This is a genomic window from Stenotrophomonas sp. 05L414_2, assembly GCF_056397905.1.
Genome location: NZ_JBFTOJ010000109.1, coordinates 1 through 13868, shown reverse-complemented (window position 1 = coordinate 13868; position 13868 = coordinate 1). Strand labels below are relative to the sequence as shown.

The 13868-nt window shown below is 66.3% G+C and carries 11 protein-coding genes; 3 read left to right on the top strand and 8 right to left on the bottom strand.

All coding sequences use genetic code 11. The features are described 5' to 3' along the window. The 4 genes from AC1DJN_RS14875 to aptA form a co-directional block, all read right to left on the bottom strand. Window positions 1-2183: TonB-dependent siderophore receptor (locus AC1DJN_RS14875; protein ID WP_478039378.1), on the bottom strand; the 2183-nt coding region annotated here is incomplete at its 3' end. A 488-nt stretch (window positions 2184-2671) separates the two neighbouring features. Continuing rightward, window positions 2672-3958, bottom strand: a complete 1287-nt coding sequence (locus AC1DJN_RS14870) for a DUF445 domain-containing protein (protein ID WP_478039377.1) — start codon at window positions 3956-3958, stop codon at window positions 2672-2674. Between the two features lie 119 nt (window positions 3959-4077). Continuing rightward, the gene (locus tag AC1DJN_RS14865; RefSeq protein WP_025875352.1) at window positions 4078-4962 is read right to left on the bottom strand and encodes a ParB N-terminal domain-containing protein; all 885 of its coding nucleotides are present in this window, start codon (window positions 4960-4962) and stop codon (window positions 4078-4080) included. Window positions 4963-5025: 63 nt separating this feature from the next. Then, window positions 5026-6378, bottom strand: coding sequence for an omega-aminotransferase AptA (gene aptA, locus AC1DJN_RS14860; RefSeq protein ID WP_032975670.1), 1353 nt, complete (start codon window positions 6376-6378; stop codon window positions 5026-5028). Between the two features lie 154 nt (window positions 6379-6532). Between aptA and AC1DJN_RS14855 the strand changes: the two genes are divergently transcribed. Then, window positions 6533-8029, top strand: a complete 1497-nt coding sequence (locus AC1DJN_RS14855) for an aldehyde dehydrogenase (RefSeq protein WP_478039376.1) — start codon at window positions 6533-6535, stop codon at window positions 8027-8029. A gap of 6 nt (window positions 8030-8035) precedes the next feature. Here the strand turns inward: AC1DJN_RS14855 and AC1DJN_RS14850 are convergent, their stop codons facing one another. Continuing rightward, window positions 8036-8689 carry a hypothetical protein gene (locus AC1DJN_RS14850; protein WP_235189913.1) on the bottom strand — a complete coding sequence of 218 codons (654 nt, stop codon included), beginning with the start codon at window positions 8687-8689 and terminating at the stop codon, window positions 8036-8038. A 147-nt stretch (window positions 8690-8836) separates the two neighbouring features. Between AC1DJN_RS14850 and AC1DJN_RS14845 the strand changes: the two genes are divergently transcribed. After that, on the top strand, window positions 8837-10117 hold the full coding sequence (locus AC1DJN_RS14845) for an MFS transporter (RefSeq protein WP_478039375.1): 1281 nt from the start codon (window positions 8837-8839) through the stop codon (window positions 10115-10117). On the opposite strand, the gene AC1DJN_RS14840 is transcribed toward AC1DJN_RS14845, so the two are convergent. After that, window positions 10118-10579 (bottom strand): bacteriohemerythrin, encoded by a 462-nt coding sequence (locus AC1DJN_RS14840; RefSeq protein ID WP_025875341.1) that lies wholly within the window; start codon window positions 10577-10579, stop codon window positions 10118-10120. It lies immediately after the preceding gene. Window positions 10580-10664: 85 nt separating this feature from the next. Beyond that, the gene (locus AC1DJN_RS14835; RefSeq protein WP_032975733.1) at window positions 10665-12008 is read right to left on the bottom strand and encodes a diguanylate cyclase; all 1344 of its coding nucleotides are present in this window, start codon (window positions 12006-12008) and stop codon (window positions 10665-10667) included. A gap of 258 nt (window positions 12009-12266) precedes the next feature. On the opposite strand from AC1DJN_RS14835, the gene AC1DJN_RS14830 reads away from it, so the two are divergent. Next, window positions 12267-12596 carry a hypothetical protein gene (locus AC1DJN_RS14830; protein WP_478039374.1) on the top strand — a complete coding sequence of 110 codons (330 nt, stop codon included), beginning with the start codon at window positions 12267-12269 and terminating at the stop codon, window positions 12594-12596. Window positions 12597-12678: 82 nt separating this feature from the next. On the opposite strand, the gene AC1DJN_RS14825 is transcribed toward AC1DJN_RS14830, so the two are convergent. After that, window positions 12679-13868: MASE1 domain-containing protein (locus tag AC1DJN_RS14825; RefSeq protein ID WP_478015163.1), on the bottom strand; the 1190-nt coding region annotated here is incomplete at its 5' end.

Genomic DNA, 13868 nt, shown 5'->3' with positions numbered 1-13868 from the left:
CCCCAGTACACGCCCTGGTAGAAGCCGACGTTGTTGTAGTACTTCTTGTCCAGCAGGTTGCTGATGTTGAGCTGGGCGCTGAAGTTCTCGTTGAAGCGGTAGCCACCGGCCAGGTTCAGCAGGTAGAACGCGTCCTGGGTGATGCGCGCACTTTCGGTGCGGCCGGTGGTCAGGTAGTCGGCCGTCGGCTTGGTGCTGTTGTTCCAGATGCGGCTCTGCCAGGTCACGCCACCGCCCAGCCAGAAGCGGCCTTCGATGCCGCCCGGCCGCCAGCTGGTGTTGAGGCGGAAGGTTTCCTGCGGGGTGGTGGTCCGTTGCAGCACACCCGCGGCGTTGCGGATCCGGGTACGGGCGAAACCGGCCGAGATGTTCCACTGCTCGCCGATGCTGCCCTGGGTTTCCAGTTCCCAACCCTTCACCTTGTTGCCCTTGCCGGTCGAGCGATAGGCCTGGCCGCCATCGGGCAGCGAGTTCAGCGGCACCGAATCATCGATCTCGGCCACGTTGTCCTGCTTGCCTTCAAACACGGCGGCCGAGGCGTTCAGCAGGCCACCGAAGAATTCAGCCTTGACGCCCGCCTCGTACATGTCGCCGACCACCGGCTCAAGGTAGTTGCCGTTGCGGTCGCGGTAGTTCTGCGGCTTGAAGATGTCGGTGTAGCTGACATAACCGCTGAACATCGAATTGAAGTCGTAGACCAGGCCGGCGTACGGGGTCAGCGTGTCGTCGGGCTTGTAGCCGGTGCGGGTGGTGCGGTTGCGGTTGCCGTTGGCGTCGTAGCCGTAGCCCCACTGTCGGGTTTCCCAGCTGCCATAGCGGGCGCCGACCACGGCCAGCAGCGGGTCGGCCAGGCGCAGGCGCGCGGCGATGTAGGCGGCGCGCTGGCGCAGCTCGTTTTCCGAGGAAAGACGGCCGTAGCGTGTCACCGGCAGGACCGGCACCTTGCCGGTCCAGTTGCGCCAGTCGGGAACCTGCATGTAGCCCGGTGCGCTGGTGTCGAAGCTGGTCGCTTCGGATTCGCCCTTGCGCACGGACTGGCCCAGYCCGAACACCAGCTCATGCTCGCGGCCGAACAGCTGGAACGGGCCGCCGACGTTGACGTCGAACACGTCCATCGTGCTGTGTTCGTTGAAGTGCGAGACGTAGGCGGTGACGCCGGTGCCGTCCGCGCGCGGGTAGCCGGCTGCGCCGTACCAGACGCTGCCATCGGTATCACGCACGGCATGGCTGACGTTGCCCTTCAGCGACCAGCCGCTGCCCAGCTGCTGTTCGAGGCGGGCGAAGGTGGTCTTTTCAATGATCGGCCATTCGCTCCACGACGCCGACAGATTGGTCGAGCGCGGCAGGTTGGCCGGGTTGCCGTCAGCACCCCAGTAAGGCACCACGCCCCAAGTCACGCCCGTGGTGTGCGGTGACTGGTATTCATAGCCCAGCTCGAACAGGGTGCTGCCGGTCAAGTCGGCCTGGACGATGCCGTAGAACACGTCCTTGTCGAGCTTGTAGACATCGCGGAACGAATCGCTCTGCTGCTTGGCCGCGACCACGCGTGCGCGGATGCGCCCGTCCCACGCCACGGGACCGCCCAGGTCGGCTTCCAGGCGCTGGTTGCCCCAGCGCCCCACGGTCAGGTTGCTGCTCATCTGGAAGGTGTCGGTGGGGCGCTTGCGCACCATGCTGATGGTGCCGGACGGATCACCGGCGCCCGTGGTCAGGCCGGTGGCGCCGCGGATCACTTCGATGCGTTCGTAGATGACGTTGTCGGTGTTGGTCTTGATCGACCCACCGAAGGTGTTGAGCATCCCGTCGATCTGGAAGTTCTCGATCGTGTAGCCACGCGAAACATAGCTGATGCGCTCGCTGTCGGTGACCGACACGCTGACCCCGGTGACCTGGCCCATCACGTCGGACAACGAGAACAGCCCCATGTCATCCAGCCGTTGCCGGGTGATGACGGTGACCGACTGCGGCGTCTCGCGCAGCGACAGATCCAGCTTGGTCGCGCTGCGGGTGTTCTTCACCGTGTAGCCGTTTGCGATCTCGCCGTCAGCGGTCACCTTCACCGTGTCCAGCGTGCGCGCATCGGCAGCGAGCGGTGCATCGGCGTGGGCCAGCGGAGCGATCATCACAGCGGTCAGGGCCAGGGCCAGCAGGGTTGGGCGGGGAGTATTCAGGGGAGAAGCCATCGGTGCGATTCCATGCAGGACAAAAAACAGGCGATGGCAAACGCACCCATGGCAGCCATGCGCTCCGCGCACGTCACCCAGCGTGATTCCCATCGACGGCGCGCCACCTGCGGCAGGCAGGCGACCCAGTGGTCGGGGGATGTACACGGGCGAAGGGGCGGGTGGGCGCGTGCTTCCGTGCCCCGCTTGGCTAAGCGTACAACCGATCAGTAAATGATAGGCATTCGCATTTCGTTAAGCAAGTGTGACAGCCCCATTCGTCCCCCGAACATGTGGATCCAGGCAGATCGAGGGGAAACGGTCGAAGGCGGGGCGCTGTGGGTTTGYGGGGTGTGAGCCGCATGGATGCGGCGACCAAGCCCCCAGGGATGGGTTCACGGCGGCCCCGCAAACCCACAGCGCCCTGCCATCCCGCAGGAAACCAGCTGTGGCTGTTGCTCTGGCTCCCGCCTCTGCGGGTGCCGGGCGCAGCCCGGCCGGGAACCCCCTCAGAACCGGAACAGCACCGTAGCCGCATGCAGCAGCAGCCCGATCAGSCCACCCACCAGGGTGCCGTTGAAGCGGATGAACTGCAGGTCGCGGCCCACGCTCAGTTCCAGCTGCTCGACCAGATGACGCTCGTCCCAGCTCTTCACCGTCTGCGCGATATGGGTGGTGACGCCCTCGCGCAGGCGCCCGGTGAGCCGCTGCGCGCCTTCCAGCAGGTGCTGGTTCAATGCCTCGCGCAACGCCGGGTCCGATTGCAGGCTGTCACCCAGCGAGGCCAGGCTGCGCTGCAGATGACCGACCAGTGCCGAATCCTCGCGCTGCAGATCGCCGCGCAGGCTGGCATGGATGCGCGACCACAGGCCCTGCACGTAGTCCTGCAGGGCAGGGTGGTCGATCATTTCCTGCTTGAGCTGTTCGATGCGCTCGGCCAGTGCCGGGTCTTCGCGCAGGCGCTGCACGTAGTTGCCCAGCCATTGTTCGTAGTCCTGGCGCAGCGGGTGCTGCGGCTCGGCCAGCACCTGCTGCAGCTCCTCAAGCACCGCGCGCGCCAGGCGTTCGGCAAGGCTGTCGCCGATCTCATCGATCGGCTTGACCCAGTTCACCGTGCTCGACAGCGTCGGCCATTCGCGCTGGATGTAGCGCACGATCAGCTGCGAGGCGCGCTCCTTCACTTCCGGTTGCTCCAGCCAACGCCCCAGCCGTTGCAGGCCTTCGTCCAGCACGCGCTGGTGGCGGCCATCGGCGGTCAGCAGGCCCAGCAGTTCGCCGGCGGTGGCAGCGGCGTTCCACTGCCTCAGCTGCTGCACCACGAAGCTGTGCAGCTGCCGCCGCACCGCAGCTTCATCGAAGAAGTCCAGCGCCTGCAGCGCCCAGCCACGGGCCATGTCGGCCAGCATCCGTGAACGCGCGGGATCGGCCAGCCAGCTGCCGAGGCGGCTGGCTGGATCGAATACCTGCAGCTTGGCCAGCAGCACCGTCGGTTCCAGGAACTGGTCACGCACGAACAAGGCCAGGCTGTCGCCGATGYGTTCCTTGCTACGCGGAATGATCGCCGTATGCGGAATCGGCAGGCCCATCGGCCGCCGGAACAGGGCAACCACCGCGAACCAATCGGCGAGCGCGCCAACCGCGGCGGCCTCGCAGAAGGCCGAGACCCAGGCCCAGATGCCGCGCTCGCCCTGCCAGTGGCTGACCGCGAAACCCGCCAGCATCAGCAGCAGCAGGCCAAGGGCGAGGGTTTTCAGGCGCCGCAGCTGGGCGCGGCGCGGATCGATGGCAGACGTCATGCCCGAAGTCTACCCGCAGGCCGGTGAGTACCCGGTAGTGCAGGCCGCTGGCCGGCAACCCATGAACGTTGGAAGCACCTTGCAGCTGCCGGCCAGCGGCCGGCACTACCGGGGGATGCTCAGAGCGTTTCCAGCTGCCTGCGCAGATGGGCCAGCTGCGCGCGCAGGGTGTCGTTCTCGCGGGTCAGGGCAACCACGCGGCGGCGCAGCGCCGGGGCATCCTCGCCAAGCTGCTCCAGCGCGGCCAGCACCTCGGCATCGCGGCTGGCGATCTCATCCTCGTTGGCCTCTTCGAAGTCCATTTCCGCCGACTCCGGTTCAGGCTTCGGCGCACGCGGCTTGCGCTTGGACTCACGCACGCGCTTTGCAGCCTGCTTCAGTTCATCCTTGCCACCGGCAGCCGCCGCGCGCTGCTCTTCTTCCGGCAGGTCGGCCACGGCGGCGGCGGCGCTGATCGAGATCATGCCGGCCTTCACCGCTTCCACCACCTCGGCCGCAGCCTGGGCGTGGATGCGCTCGATCATCCCCACCTGGCTGGTGCTCAGCTTGGCTTCGCGGGCCAGTTCGGCGCGGCTGATCTTCGGCGCCGGTTCCCACGGCGGGCTGTCTTCACCGGCCTCGTCGGCGGGCTCGGCGGTGCCGTCGCTTTCGCGCTGCAGCTGCGCCTGTTCGACCTGCTTGCGCGCGGACAGGATGTCGCGCTTGCGCAAGGCCAGCACGCCGCGCTGGAAATCGGAAACGCTGCGCCGGCCCAGGTGCTGCTCGATCATCCATAGGTGCACGTCTTCCATGCTCTGGAAGCGGGTGTTCTGCACGGTGTTGAACGGCAGTCCATGCTTCTGGCAGATGCCGAAGCGGTTGTGTCCATCCACCAGTACGTCGCCCCACAGTACCAGCGCATCGCGGCAGCCTTCGGCGAGGATGCTGCGCTCCAGCGCCTCGTGTTCGTCGGCGGTGAGCGGGTCGATGTAGGCCTTGAGTTCTTCTTTGACGACGATGTTCATGGGCACGGCAACAGGCAGGAGCGGAACCGCCCATTGTACCCGCTCGCCAGCACCTCCCTGGCCTCAGGCGGTGGCCCGGATCATCTCGCCCAGGGTGCCGGTGATCCGGTCGATCTGTGCCTTGTCCACGATCAGCGGCGGTGACAACGCGATGATGTCGCCGGTGCAGCGGACCAGCAGGCGCCCGTCGTGGAAGCAGCGGCGGAACACCTCGTAGCCACGGCTGCCGGGGGCATCCTTGCGCGGTGCCAGCTCCACCGCACCGACAAGGCCGAAGTTGCGGATGTCGATCACGTTCGGCAACCCCTGCAGGGCGTGCAGGCGCTCCTGCCAGTATTCGCCCAGCTCGATCGCGCGCTCGAACAACCGTTCCTCGGCGTAGATGTCCAGCGTGGCCAACGCCGCCGCGCAGGCCAAGGGGTGGCCCGAATACGTATAGCCATGGAACAGCTCGATGGCCTGTGGCGGACCCTGCATAAAGCTGGCATGCACGCTGTCGCCGACCAGCACGCCTCCCAGCGGCACCGCGCCGTTGCTGGCGCCCTTGGCGAAGGTCAACAGGTCCGGGGTGACCCCGAAACGCTGTGCGGCGAACGCCATGCCAACCCGGCCGAAGCCGGTGATGACCTCATCGAACACCAGCAGGATGCCGTGCTGGTCGCAGATCTCGCGCAGTCGTTGCAGATAGCCCGGCGCCGGCAGGATCACCCCGGCCGAGCCGGCGATGGGTTCAACGAACACCGCGGCAATGGTGGACGGATCGTGCAGGGCGATCAGCCGTTCCAGATCGTCGGCCAGCTCTGCGCCCTGGCGTGGCAGGCCCTTGCTGAACGCATTGCGTGACAGGTCCAGGGTATGCCGCAGGTAGTCCACGCCGCCGAGCTGCAGGCCGAACTGGCGGCGGTTGTTGGGCAGCCCGCCCAGTGCCATGCCGCCGAAGCCGACCCCGTGGTAGGCCTTCTCACGGCTGATGAAACGCGTGCGATGTCCCTCGCCGCGCAGGCGGTGGTGGGCCAGCACGATCTTCATCGCTGAATCCACCGCCTCCGAACCCGAGCTGGTGAAGAACACGTGGTTCAGCCCGGCCGGGGCCAGTGCCGCCAATCGCTGCGCCAGGGCGAAGGCCGGCGGCGAACCCATCTGGAAGGCCGGCGAGTAATCGAGGGTGGCGGCCTGCTCGGCGATCGCTTCGACGATGCGTCGGCGCGCGTGCCCTGCATTGCAGCACCACAGGCCAGCGGTGCCATCGAGGATGGCGCGCCCATCGACGTCCTCGTAGTGCATGCCCTCGGCACGTACCAGCATGCGCGGCGCGCCCTTGTACTGGCGGTTGGCAGTGAACGGCATCCAGTACGCGTCCAGTGAATCGGGGCGCTGGGTGGCCAGGTCGTGCAGGTCGCTTGCAGGGGTTTTCATGCCGGCTCCGTCGGGTCCGATGGGTGCGACTCTAGCGCAGCCGCGTCACGGTTCTGTCGGCAGGCATGGCCCGGCGAGCGCGCAGCGCGGTCGATCACGGTGGGGTCGCGGCCGCGCCGGTATAAACAAGGAACGTTGATTGCTGGAGCGACCCATGGCCGACTTCCCCGACCGCAGCCACTGGCAGGCCCTGCGCAGCCGCGTGGCGATTCCTGCGCAAGCGTTCATCGATGGCCGCTACGTGGATGCCGCCAGCGGCGCGCGCTTTGATTGCATCAGCCCGATCGACGGGCGTGTACTGGGTGCGGTGGCCGACTGTGATGCACAGGACGTCGAGCGTGCGGTGGCCTCGGCGCGCTGCGCGTTCGAGGCAGGCCACTGGTCGCAGGCCAGCCCCGCCCATCGCAAGCGCGTGCTGCTGGCGCTGGCCGCGCTGGTGGAGACGCACGCCGATGAGCTGGCCCTGCTGGAAACGCTGGACATGGGCAAGCCGATCMGCGATGCGCGTCGCATCGATCTTCCCGGCGTGGTGCGCTGCCTGACCTGGACCGCTGAAGCGGTGGACAAGCTGTACGGTGAAATCGCCCCCACCGGTCCGCACGAGCTGGGCCTGGTCACGCGCGAGGCCGCAGGCGTGGTGGCGGCCATCGTGCCGTGGAATTTTCCGCTGCTGATGGCGTGCTGGAAGATCGCGCCGGCATTGGCGATGGGAAATTCAGTAGTGCTGAAACCCTCCGAGCGCTCGCCACTGAGTGCGTTGCGGCTGGCCGCACTGGCGGCCGAAGCGGGATTGCCGGACGGCGTGCTCAACGTGCTGCCCGGTCACGGCTCACGCGTGGGCGAGCCGCTGGCCCTGCACATGGACGTGGACGTGCTGGCCTTCACCGGCTCCACCGCTACCGGCGCCAGGCTGCTCGAATACGCGGGGCGCTCCAACCTCAAGCGGGTCTGGCTGGAATGCGGTGGCAAGAGCCCGCACGTGGTGTTCGCCGACGCGCCGGACCTGGATGCAGCCGCCAAGGGCGTGGCGCAGGGCATCTTCTTCAACCAGGGCGAAGTCTGCACCGCCGGTTCGCGSYTGCTGGTSSAGCGTTCGATCCGCGATGACTTCGTGCAMCAGGTGATCGCCTACGGCCAACGCATGCAGCCCCGCCATCCGCTGGAGGCCGATGCACCGATGGGGGCGCTGGTCGATGCCGCGCACGTGGACAAGGTACTGGCCGACATCGCCCGGGCCGAAGCCGATGGCGCGCGCCTGCTGCTGGGCGGCCAGAGAGCCGAAGTGGAGGCGGGCGGTTGCTACGTGCAGCCGACGGTGTTCGACCAGGTACGCCCGGAACAGGCATTGGCCCGCGAGGAAGTGTTCGGCCCGGTGCTGGCGGTGCTCGGCTTCGATGACGAAGCCGAGGCCGTGCGCTTGGCCAACGACAGTCGCTATGGACTGGCCGCCGGCCTGTGGACGCGGGATCTTGGACGCGCCCATCGCGTAGCCCGCCAACTGCGCGCGGGCAGCGTGTGGGTGAACGGCTGGGATGGCGGTGACATGACGGCACCGTTCGGTGGCTACAAGCAGTCCGGCAACGGTCGTGACAAGTCGCTGCACGCCTTCGACAAGTACAGCGAGATCAAGGCCACCTGGATCCAGCTGTAGACCGCGCTACCGGCAGCTTGCACTGACCTGCAGCACCGCCTCGCGCAGCAACTGCCGGTCCACTTCCTCCACTGCGTTCTGGAAGTAGTGCATGTCCTGCTGGCCCAGCGTGCACGGGTCAACCATGTAGCCCGGTGGCCAGGTGCCGAGCATCTGGGCAACACCCTGCAGGATCTGCTCGGGCGTCATTTGCCGGTGGATCCGGAAAGGTGGGCGACGGGGGGCGAACGCCGCATGCACCTCACGGCGGCCGATCAGCTTTGCGGCCACACCCTCGGCAGTGATGCCATCGCCACCATCGATGCTGCCAGCCGGCAGCCTCAGATTCAGTGGTTGGTTGCGCGCAGCCGCGCTGCGTTGCCGATCGACATGCGCTGAGCGCTGCTCGGCCTGCGCAGTAGGAAGCGCGGGGGCGTGCGGAATCTGGTGCGGCGCAGCCGACGGCCGTGATGCATCGACAACCTGAGGGCTCATCGGCGGCGCTTCCGGCGGCAGCCAACGCAGGCTGATCCGCGAATTGTCGTGTGCGATCAAGGCGATGCGCCCCGCATGCAACAGCCACCACAGCATCAGCAGATGCACCAGCAGCACCGCCAGCCATGCAGCCAGGCGAGGCAGCAGCGGGGAATCGGAGCATGACTGCGGGGCGGCAGAACTCATCGGTGAAGCATCCATGCAGGGACCGGTGGTGCAGCGTAGCGGCCCCCCGGAAAGAATTCGTTGGCGTCGGTGTCGCCTGAAACCATTGCCCCGGCGGGGCGGCCAAGCGTGGCAGAATCGGTCGATCCGCCGTTACCCGCCTTGCCGATGTCGACGATCACCGCTGCCGCGCCACCCGTGAATTCTCCCCGCCGTGTCCTGCTGGCCAGCCTGATCGGCACTACCATCGAGTTCTTCGACTTCTACATCTACGCCACCGCCGCGGTGCTGGTGTTCCCGCACCTGTTCTTCCCGGAAAGCAGCGACCAGGCCGCCTTGCTGCAGTCCCTGGCCACCTTCGCGGTGGCGTTCATCGCACGCCCGGTGGGCTCGGYGGTGTTTGGTCACTTCGGGGACCGTATCGGCCGCAAGGCCACCCTGGTGGCCGCGCTGCTGACCATGGGCCTGTCCACGGTCGCCATCGGCCTGCTGCCCACCCATGCGCAGATCGGCCTGTGGGCGCCGGCACTGCTGGCGCTGTGCCGCTTCGGCCAGGGGCTGGGCCTGGGCGGCGAATGGGGTGGGGCGGTGCTGCTGGCCACCGAGAACGCACCACCGGGCAAGCGCGCCTGGTACGGCATGTTCCCGCAGCTGGGTGCACCGATCGGCTTCCTTCTGTCAGCCGGCATCTTTCTGCTGCTCGGTCGCTTTCTGGGCCAGGACGATTTCCTGCAATGGGGCTGGCGCATTCCGTTCGTTGCCAGCGCGCTGCTGGTCGGCCTTGGCCTGTGGGTGCGGCTGAACATCCACGAGACACCGGATTTCAAGCGCGCGCTGGAGCGCAAGGCGYCGGTGCGCCTGCCGATGTGGACGGTGCTGCGCGACCATCCGCTGCCGATGCTGCTGGGCACGCTGGGTGCGTTCGCCACCTTCGTGCTGTTCTACCTGATGACGGTATTCAGCCTCGGCCATGGCACCGCCGTGCTCGGCTACAGCCGCGAGCAGTTCCTGCTGATGCAGATGGTGGCGATGCTTTTCTTCGCCGCCGGCATTCCGCTGTCGGCACGCTACGGTGATCGCTGGGGAACGCGCCGCACGATGGCCATCGCCAGCCTGCTGATCATCGGCTTCGGTGTGCTGTTCGCGCCGTTGTTCCAGGCCGGCAGCCCGTGGCTGGTACTGACGTTCCTGTGCCTGGGCCTGTTCCTGATGGGGCTGACCTACGGCCCGTGCGGCACGTTCCTGGCCGAAATCTATCCGGTGGAAGTGCGCTACACCGGTGCCTCGCTGTCGTTCAACCTGGCCGGCATTCTGGGCGCAGCCCCGGCGCCGTACCTGGCGACCTGGCTGGCCGAGCGTTATGGGCTGGTCGCGGTCGGCTACTACCTGAGCCTGACCGCAGTGATCACCCTGTGCGCGCTGCTCGCCCTGCAACGCCGCCAGCGCTGATCAGCCGAAGAAGCGCTTGAGCGTGCGGCCCAGCCAGCCGCCGCTCTGGTGCTCGCGGGCAAACTGGTTCAGGTGCTGCTTGACCTGTTCGGCATAGGCCTGGTCGTCGCCGCGGATGTGGTTGAACAGCCAGCGCGAGAGCATGGTGCGCAACTCGTCACTGATGTCCTCACCGGCCTGGAAGCGCATGCGGTATTCCGATACCCGCTTGATGAAGACCTCATGCACACGCTTGTGCGCGGCACAGAACGGGTAGCCTGCCTCCTCCATCAGCTCTTCTTCGAATGCGAAGTGCGACATGGTGTAGTCCACCACCTCGTCGATCACTTCGCCCACCGCTGCCCGCTGCAGGCTGGTCTGCGCCACGTGCAGGTGGTTGAGCATTTCGATGATGCGGCGGTGTTGCTGATCGATCACATCGATGCCGATGTTCAGATCGTCCTGCCAGACCAGTAGTGCCATCCCCGGCTCCCCTTCATGCTGATGTCGGGGCCGACTGTAGAGGCGCCGCCCACGGGCGGCGTTGATCTGGATCAAGGCATGCCTGTCAGGACAGCGCAGCCTCGCGCGGGCGCAGCGGGCTGGCCACCGTGGTGCAGCTGACCCGGTTGCGGCCTCCGGCCTTGGCCAGGTACAGCTGGCGATCGGCCTCGGAAATCAGCCGGTGCAGCGCATCACGCTGCGGCCGCAGGCAGCACAGGCCGATGCTGACCGTCATGCGCAGCGTGGCACTGCCGATGTCCACTTCCAGCGCGGCGATGCGCTGGCGCAGCTCCTCGAAATAGAGCAGGGCTTCGTCCTGTTCCATGTCCGGCACCAGCAGGCAGAACTCCTCGCCGCCGAAGCGCGCGATCAGGTCCTGGCCGCGCGCGTGGTCGCCGACAGCACGGGCTACCGCACGCAGCGCATCGTCACCCGCTTCGTGGCCGTGGGTGTCGTTGATGTGCTTGAAATGGTCGATGTCGATCATCGCCACCGCCACGCACTGGCCATGCAGCTGCAGTTGCGGCAGCTGGCGCTGGCTCTGTTCCAGGAAGCAGCGGCGGTTGGGCAGGCCGGTGAGGAAATCGCGGGTAGCGAGGTCCTGCAGCGTGCCGATCAGTTCCAGCTGGTCCACATTCTGCGAGACGCGGCAGAAGAACTCTTCACGCGAGAAGGGTTTGCGCAGGAAGTCATTGGCGCCGTTCTTCAGGAAGCGCGGAATGAGCGACGCATCGGTATTGCCGGAAATGCCGATCACCGCCACCTTGTCGCGCGAGCGCAGGGTACGCAGGCGGCGGGTGAACTCCACGCCCTGCATGCCCGGCATCTCCTGGTCGACCACGGCCAGGCGGATCGCCGGGTGCGCCTCGATCGCCGCCAGGCCTTCGCTGCCATCGGCCGCCTCGTACACCTCATGACCGTACATGCGCAGCAGGGCGGCGGCATAGCCGCGTGCGGACGGCGAGTCGTCCACCACCAGCGCGGCGATGCGCCGGTTGCGTTCCAGGCGCTGCACCAGCCAGACCAGATAGTCGATGCTGCCCGGAGTGTTCTTCAGCACGTAATCGATGATCTGCTGCTGCAGCACGCGCTTGCGCAGGTCCTCGTCGTACACGCCGCTGACCACCACGGTCGGCAGGTTGCGCTTGAGGAAGAACTCGACCACCGCGTCGCGGTCGCCATCGGCCAGCACCAGCCCGGTCAGCACCAGGAACCAGCCGCCTTCTTCACTGAGCAGGCGATCGGCTTCGGCCAGCGAGCTGGCCACCACCACCGGCAGCTCCAGGCGCTGTTCGATGGCTTCGCGCAGCATGCCGGTGAAGGCACGGGAATTTTCCACCAGCAGGATGCGCTGCGGCAGCGGATCGGCCAGGTCGCCATCGACAGCGGCCTGCGGCAGGACGGGCATGATGCGGTGGCTCACGTGGGAGGGCTCGGCACCGATAGCGGCGGTTTCAGGTGCAACTTTAGGACAAAAACGTCCGTACCCGCTGCCTGGCACATTGATTGGATGGGAAGCGGTTAGTATCTGCTGGAGGTTCCTGACGTTAACTTCGACCTGGAGGTCACTGTGCGATTTTCATGTTTTGGTGCGACCACTGCATTTTTGATTCTCGCCGCTGCCCCGGCATTCGCGGGCGGTCCGTCGGACTTCCATGGAAAGCCGTTGGCAACTGCTGGACTGGGTCAGRCAAGTCCTGCCGCGATCAATCTCAGTCAAGACCCCAGCTGGCAGCTGTTTGGATTCCAGCGCGATGGGATCACCTATCTACAGGTGAATGACCTGCTCGGAAACGTGCAGTTGATCATCGGCAATGCTGGAGGCACATACTGGGTGCTGCCGGCAGGCAACAACGCGGCCCGGGTTTCGCTGCCCCAGCAGCAGATCCAGATACCGGCAGGTGCCACCCGCTCGCAGATCTACAGCGCCAGTGATTTCTCGCTGGTGCGTTACCGCAGCGGCAGCGACGTTATCTGGTCGGTCGAAACACCGTAAAGACAGTGAGGAGCGCAGCGGCGTCGGGGTCTCCGCGCCGCTGCGATTGCCACGATGGACGCGGCCGAGCAGACCCCGGGCGTCAGGTCTGGGTCTGCGAGTTTCCCTGCCCGAAGGCCGTTACGTGATCCATCGCGTTGAACGATGCCATGCCGAGGGCGGCGGAATCATCCGTTTCCACCATCGCCATCCGTATCCGGTTCCGATGGCACTGCACTGTCCCGCCATACGCAATCGTCCGGCCAGCCAAGCGCTCGACCGTGGCGGTAACGGTGGACGGTGACAGGTTGCGGTATGAATCCAGTAGTGCGACCGTCATCAGGATGCCGCGGCGTCCGCCTGTCTGGCCGCAACGTACGCGGATGCGGATCTGGCCTGATTCACTGTTGATCAACAGCGAAACAGCATCGGTGAGTGCGCGATAGGCGGCTAGCTGCAGGCCGACGCTGAGCTGGCAGGGATCGCCGAGCAGGCGAGGGCGCATCACCCGATGGCTCAGGTCCCAGCTTTCACGTACGCCGCCGGCCTGGAGGGCGACATAGAGCCCGAGATGTTCCAACGCGGCCGGATAGACCATGCTGGTCTGTTCCCTGAACTGTCGCGAATGGACCGAAGCCATGTGCAGAAGGCTGTTCGCTATAGTGGGATGGCCCTGAGCATTGAGCCAGTTCACCACCTCGCTGAGCGAGGTGTCGATACCGTCCCCCAGTTTCCTCAGGTGCCGCGCGCGCTCGCGGAGATCTAGCTCGCTTGCCACCAGTGAATTTCGCGCATGCTTGAGCGCATCCCTTTCACCCACTTCGCCCAATCGCGAACGGTGGTAGTAGTGGGTAATGCGCGACCCCAGCACCAACAGTGCAGCGCCGGTGACCGCCATTATCTGCTGGGTCGCGAAGGCGGCTGGATCGAATGCTCCCGTGTAGGGACTGGGCGTGGTGAGGCCGATGATCAGGTTGAGCGAGGGCACTCCGATCGCCGCACCTCGCCAGCCGTACAGGCAGGTAAGCACGACGACTGGCAGCGCCATCAGCAGCTGCATCGACGTCTTGGCATTGACTTCGTCCAGGGGCAGCTGTGCGGCATACAGACCAATCATCGCCATCATCGTCAGGGCGGCGAGTGCAGGCGGGGCAAAGCCTGACGTCCACCGGGCGTTGCTGGTCCGTCGTGTCCACAGCAACGCGAGCGGCGCAAGGGTCAGAATGCCGATGAAGTCGCCAACCACCAAGCGTGCGATGCTGGCAAGCACCGGCATCTCGGGGGGTGTCGGCC

Coding starts and splice junctions, on each gene's coding strand:
- AC1DJN_RS14865 (WP_025875352.1), bottom strand. CDS start 4,962: ATGAACATCGTCGTCAAAGAAGAACTCAAGGCCTACATCGACCCGCTC.
- aptA (WP_032975670.1), bottom strand. CDS start 6,378: ATGAAAACCCCTGCAAGCGACCTGCACGACCTGGCCACCCAGCGCCCC.
- AC1DJN_RS14850 (WP_235189913.1), bottom strand. CDS start 8,689: ATGAGTTCTGCCGCCCCGCAGTCATGCTCCGATTCCCCGCTGCTGCCT.
- AC1DJN_RS14840 (WP_025875341.1), bottom strand. CDS start 10,579: ATGGCACTACTGGTCTGGCAGGACGATCTGAACATCGGCATCGATGTG.
- AC1DJN_RS14835 (WP_032975733.1), bottom strand. CDS start 12,008: ATGCCCGTCCTGCCGCAGGCCGCTGTCGATGGCGACCTGGCCGATCCG.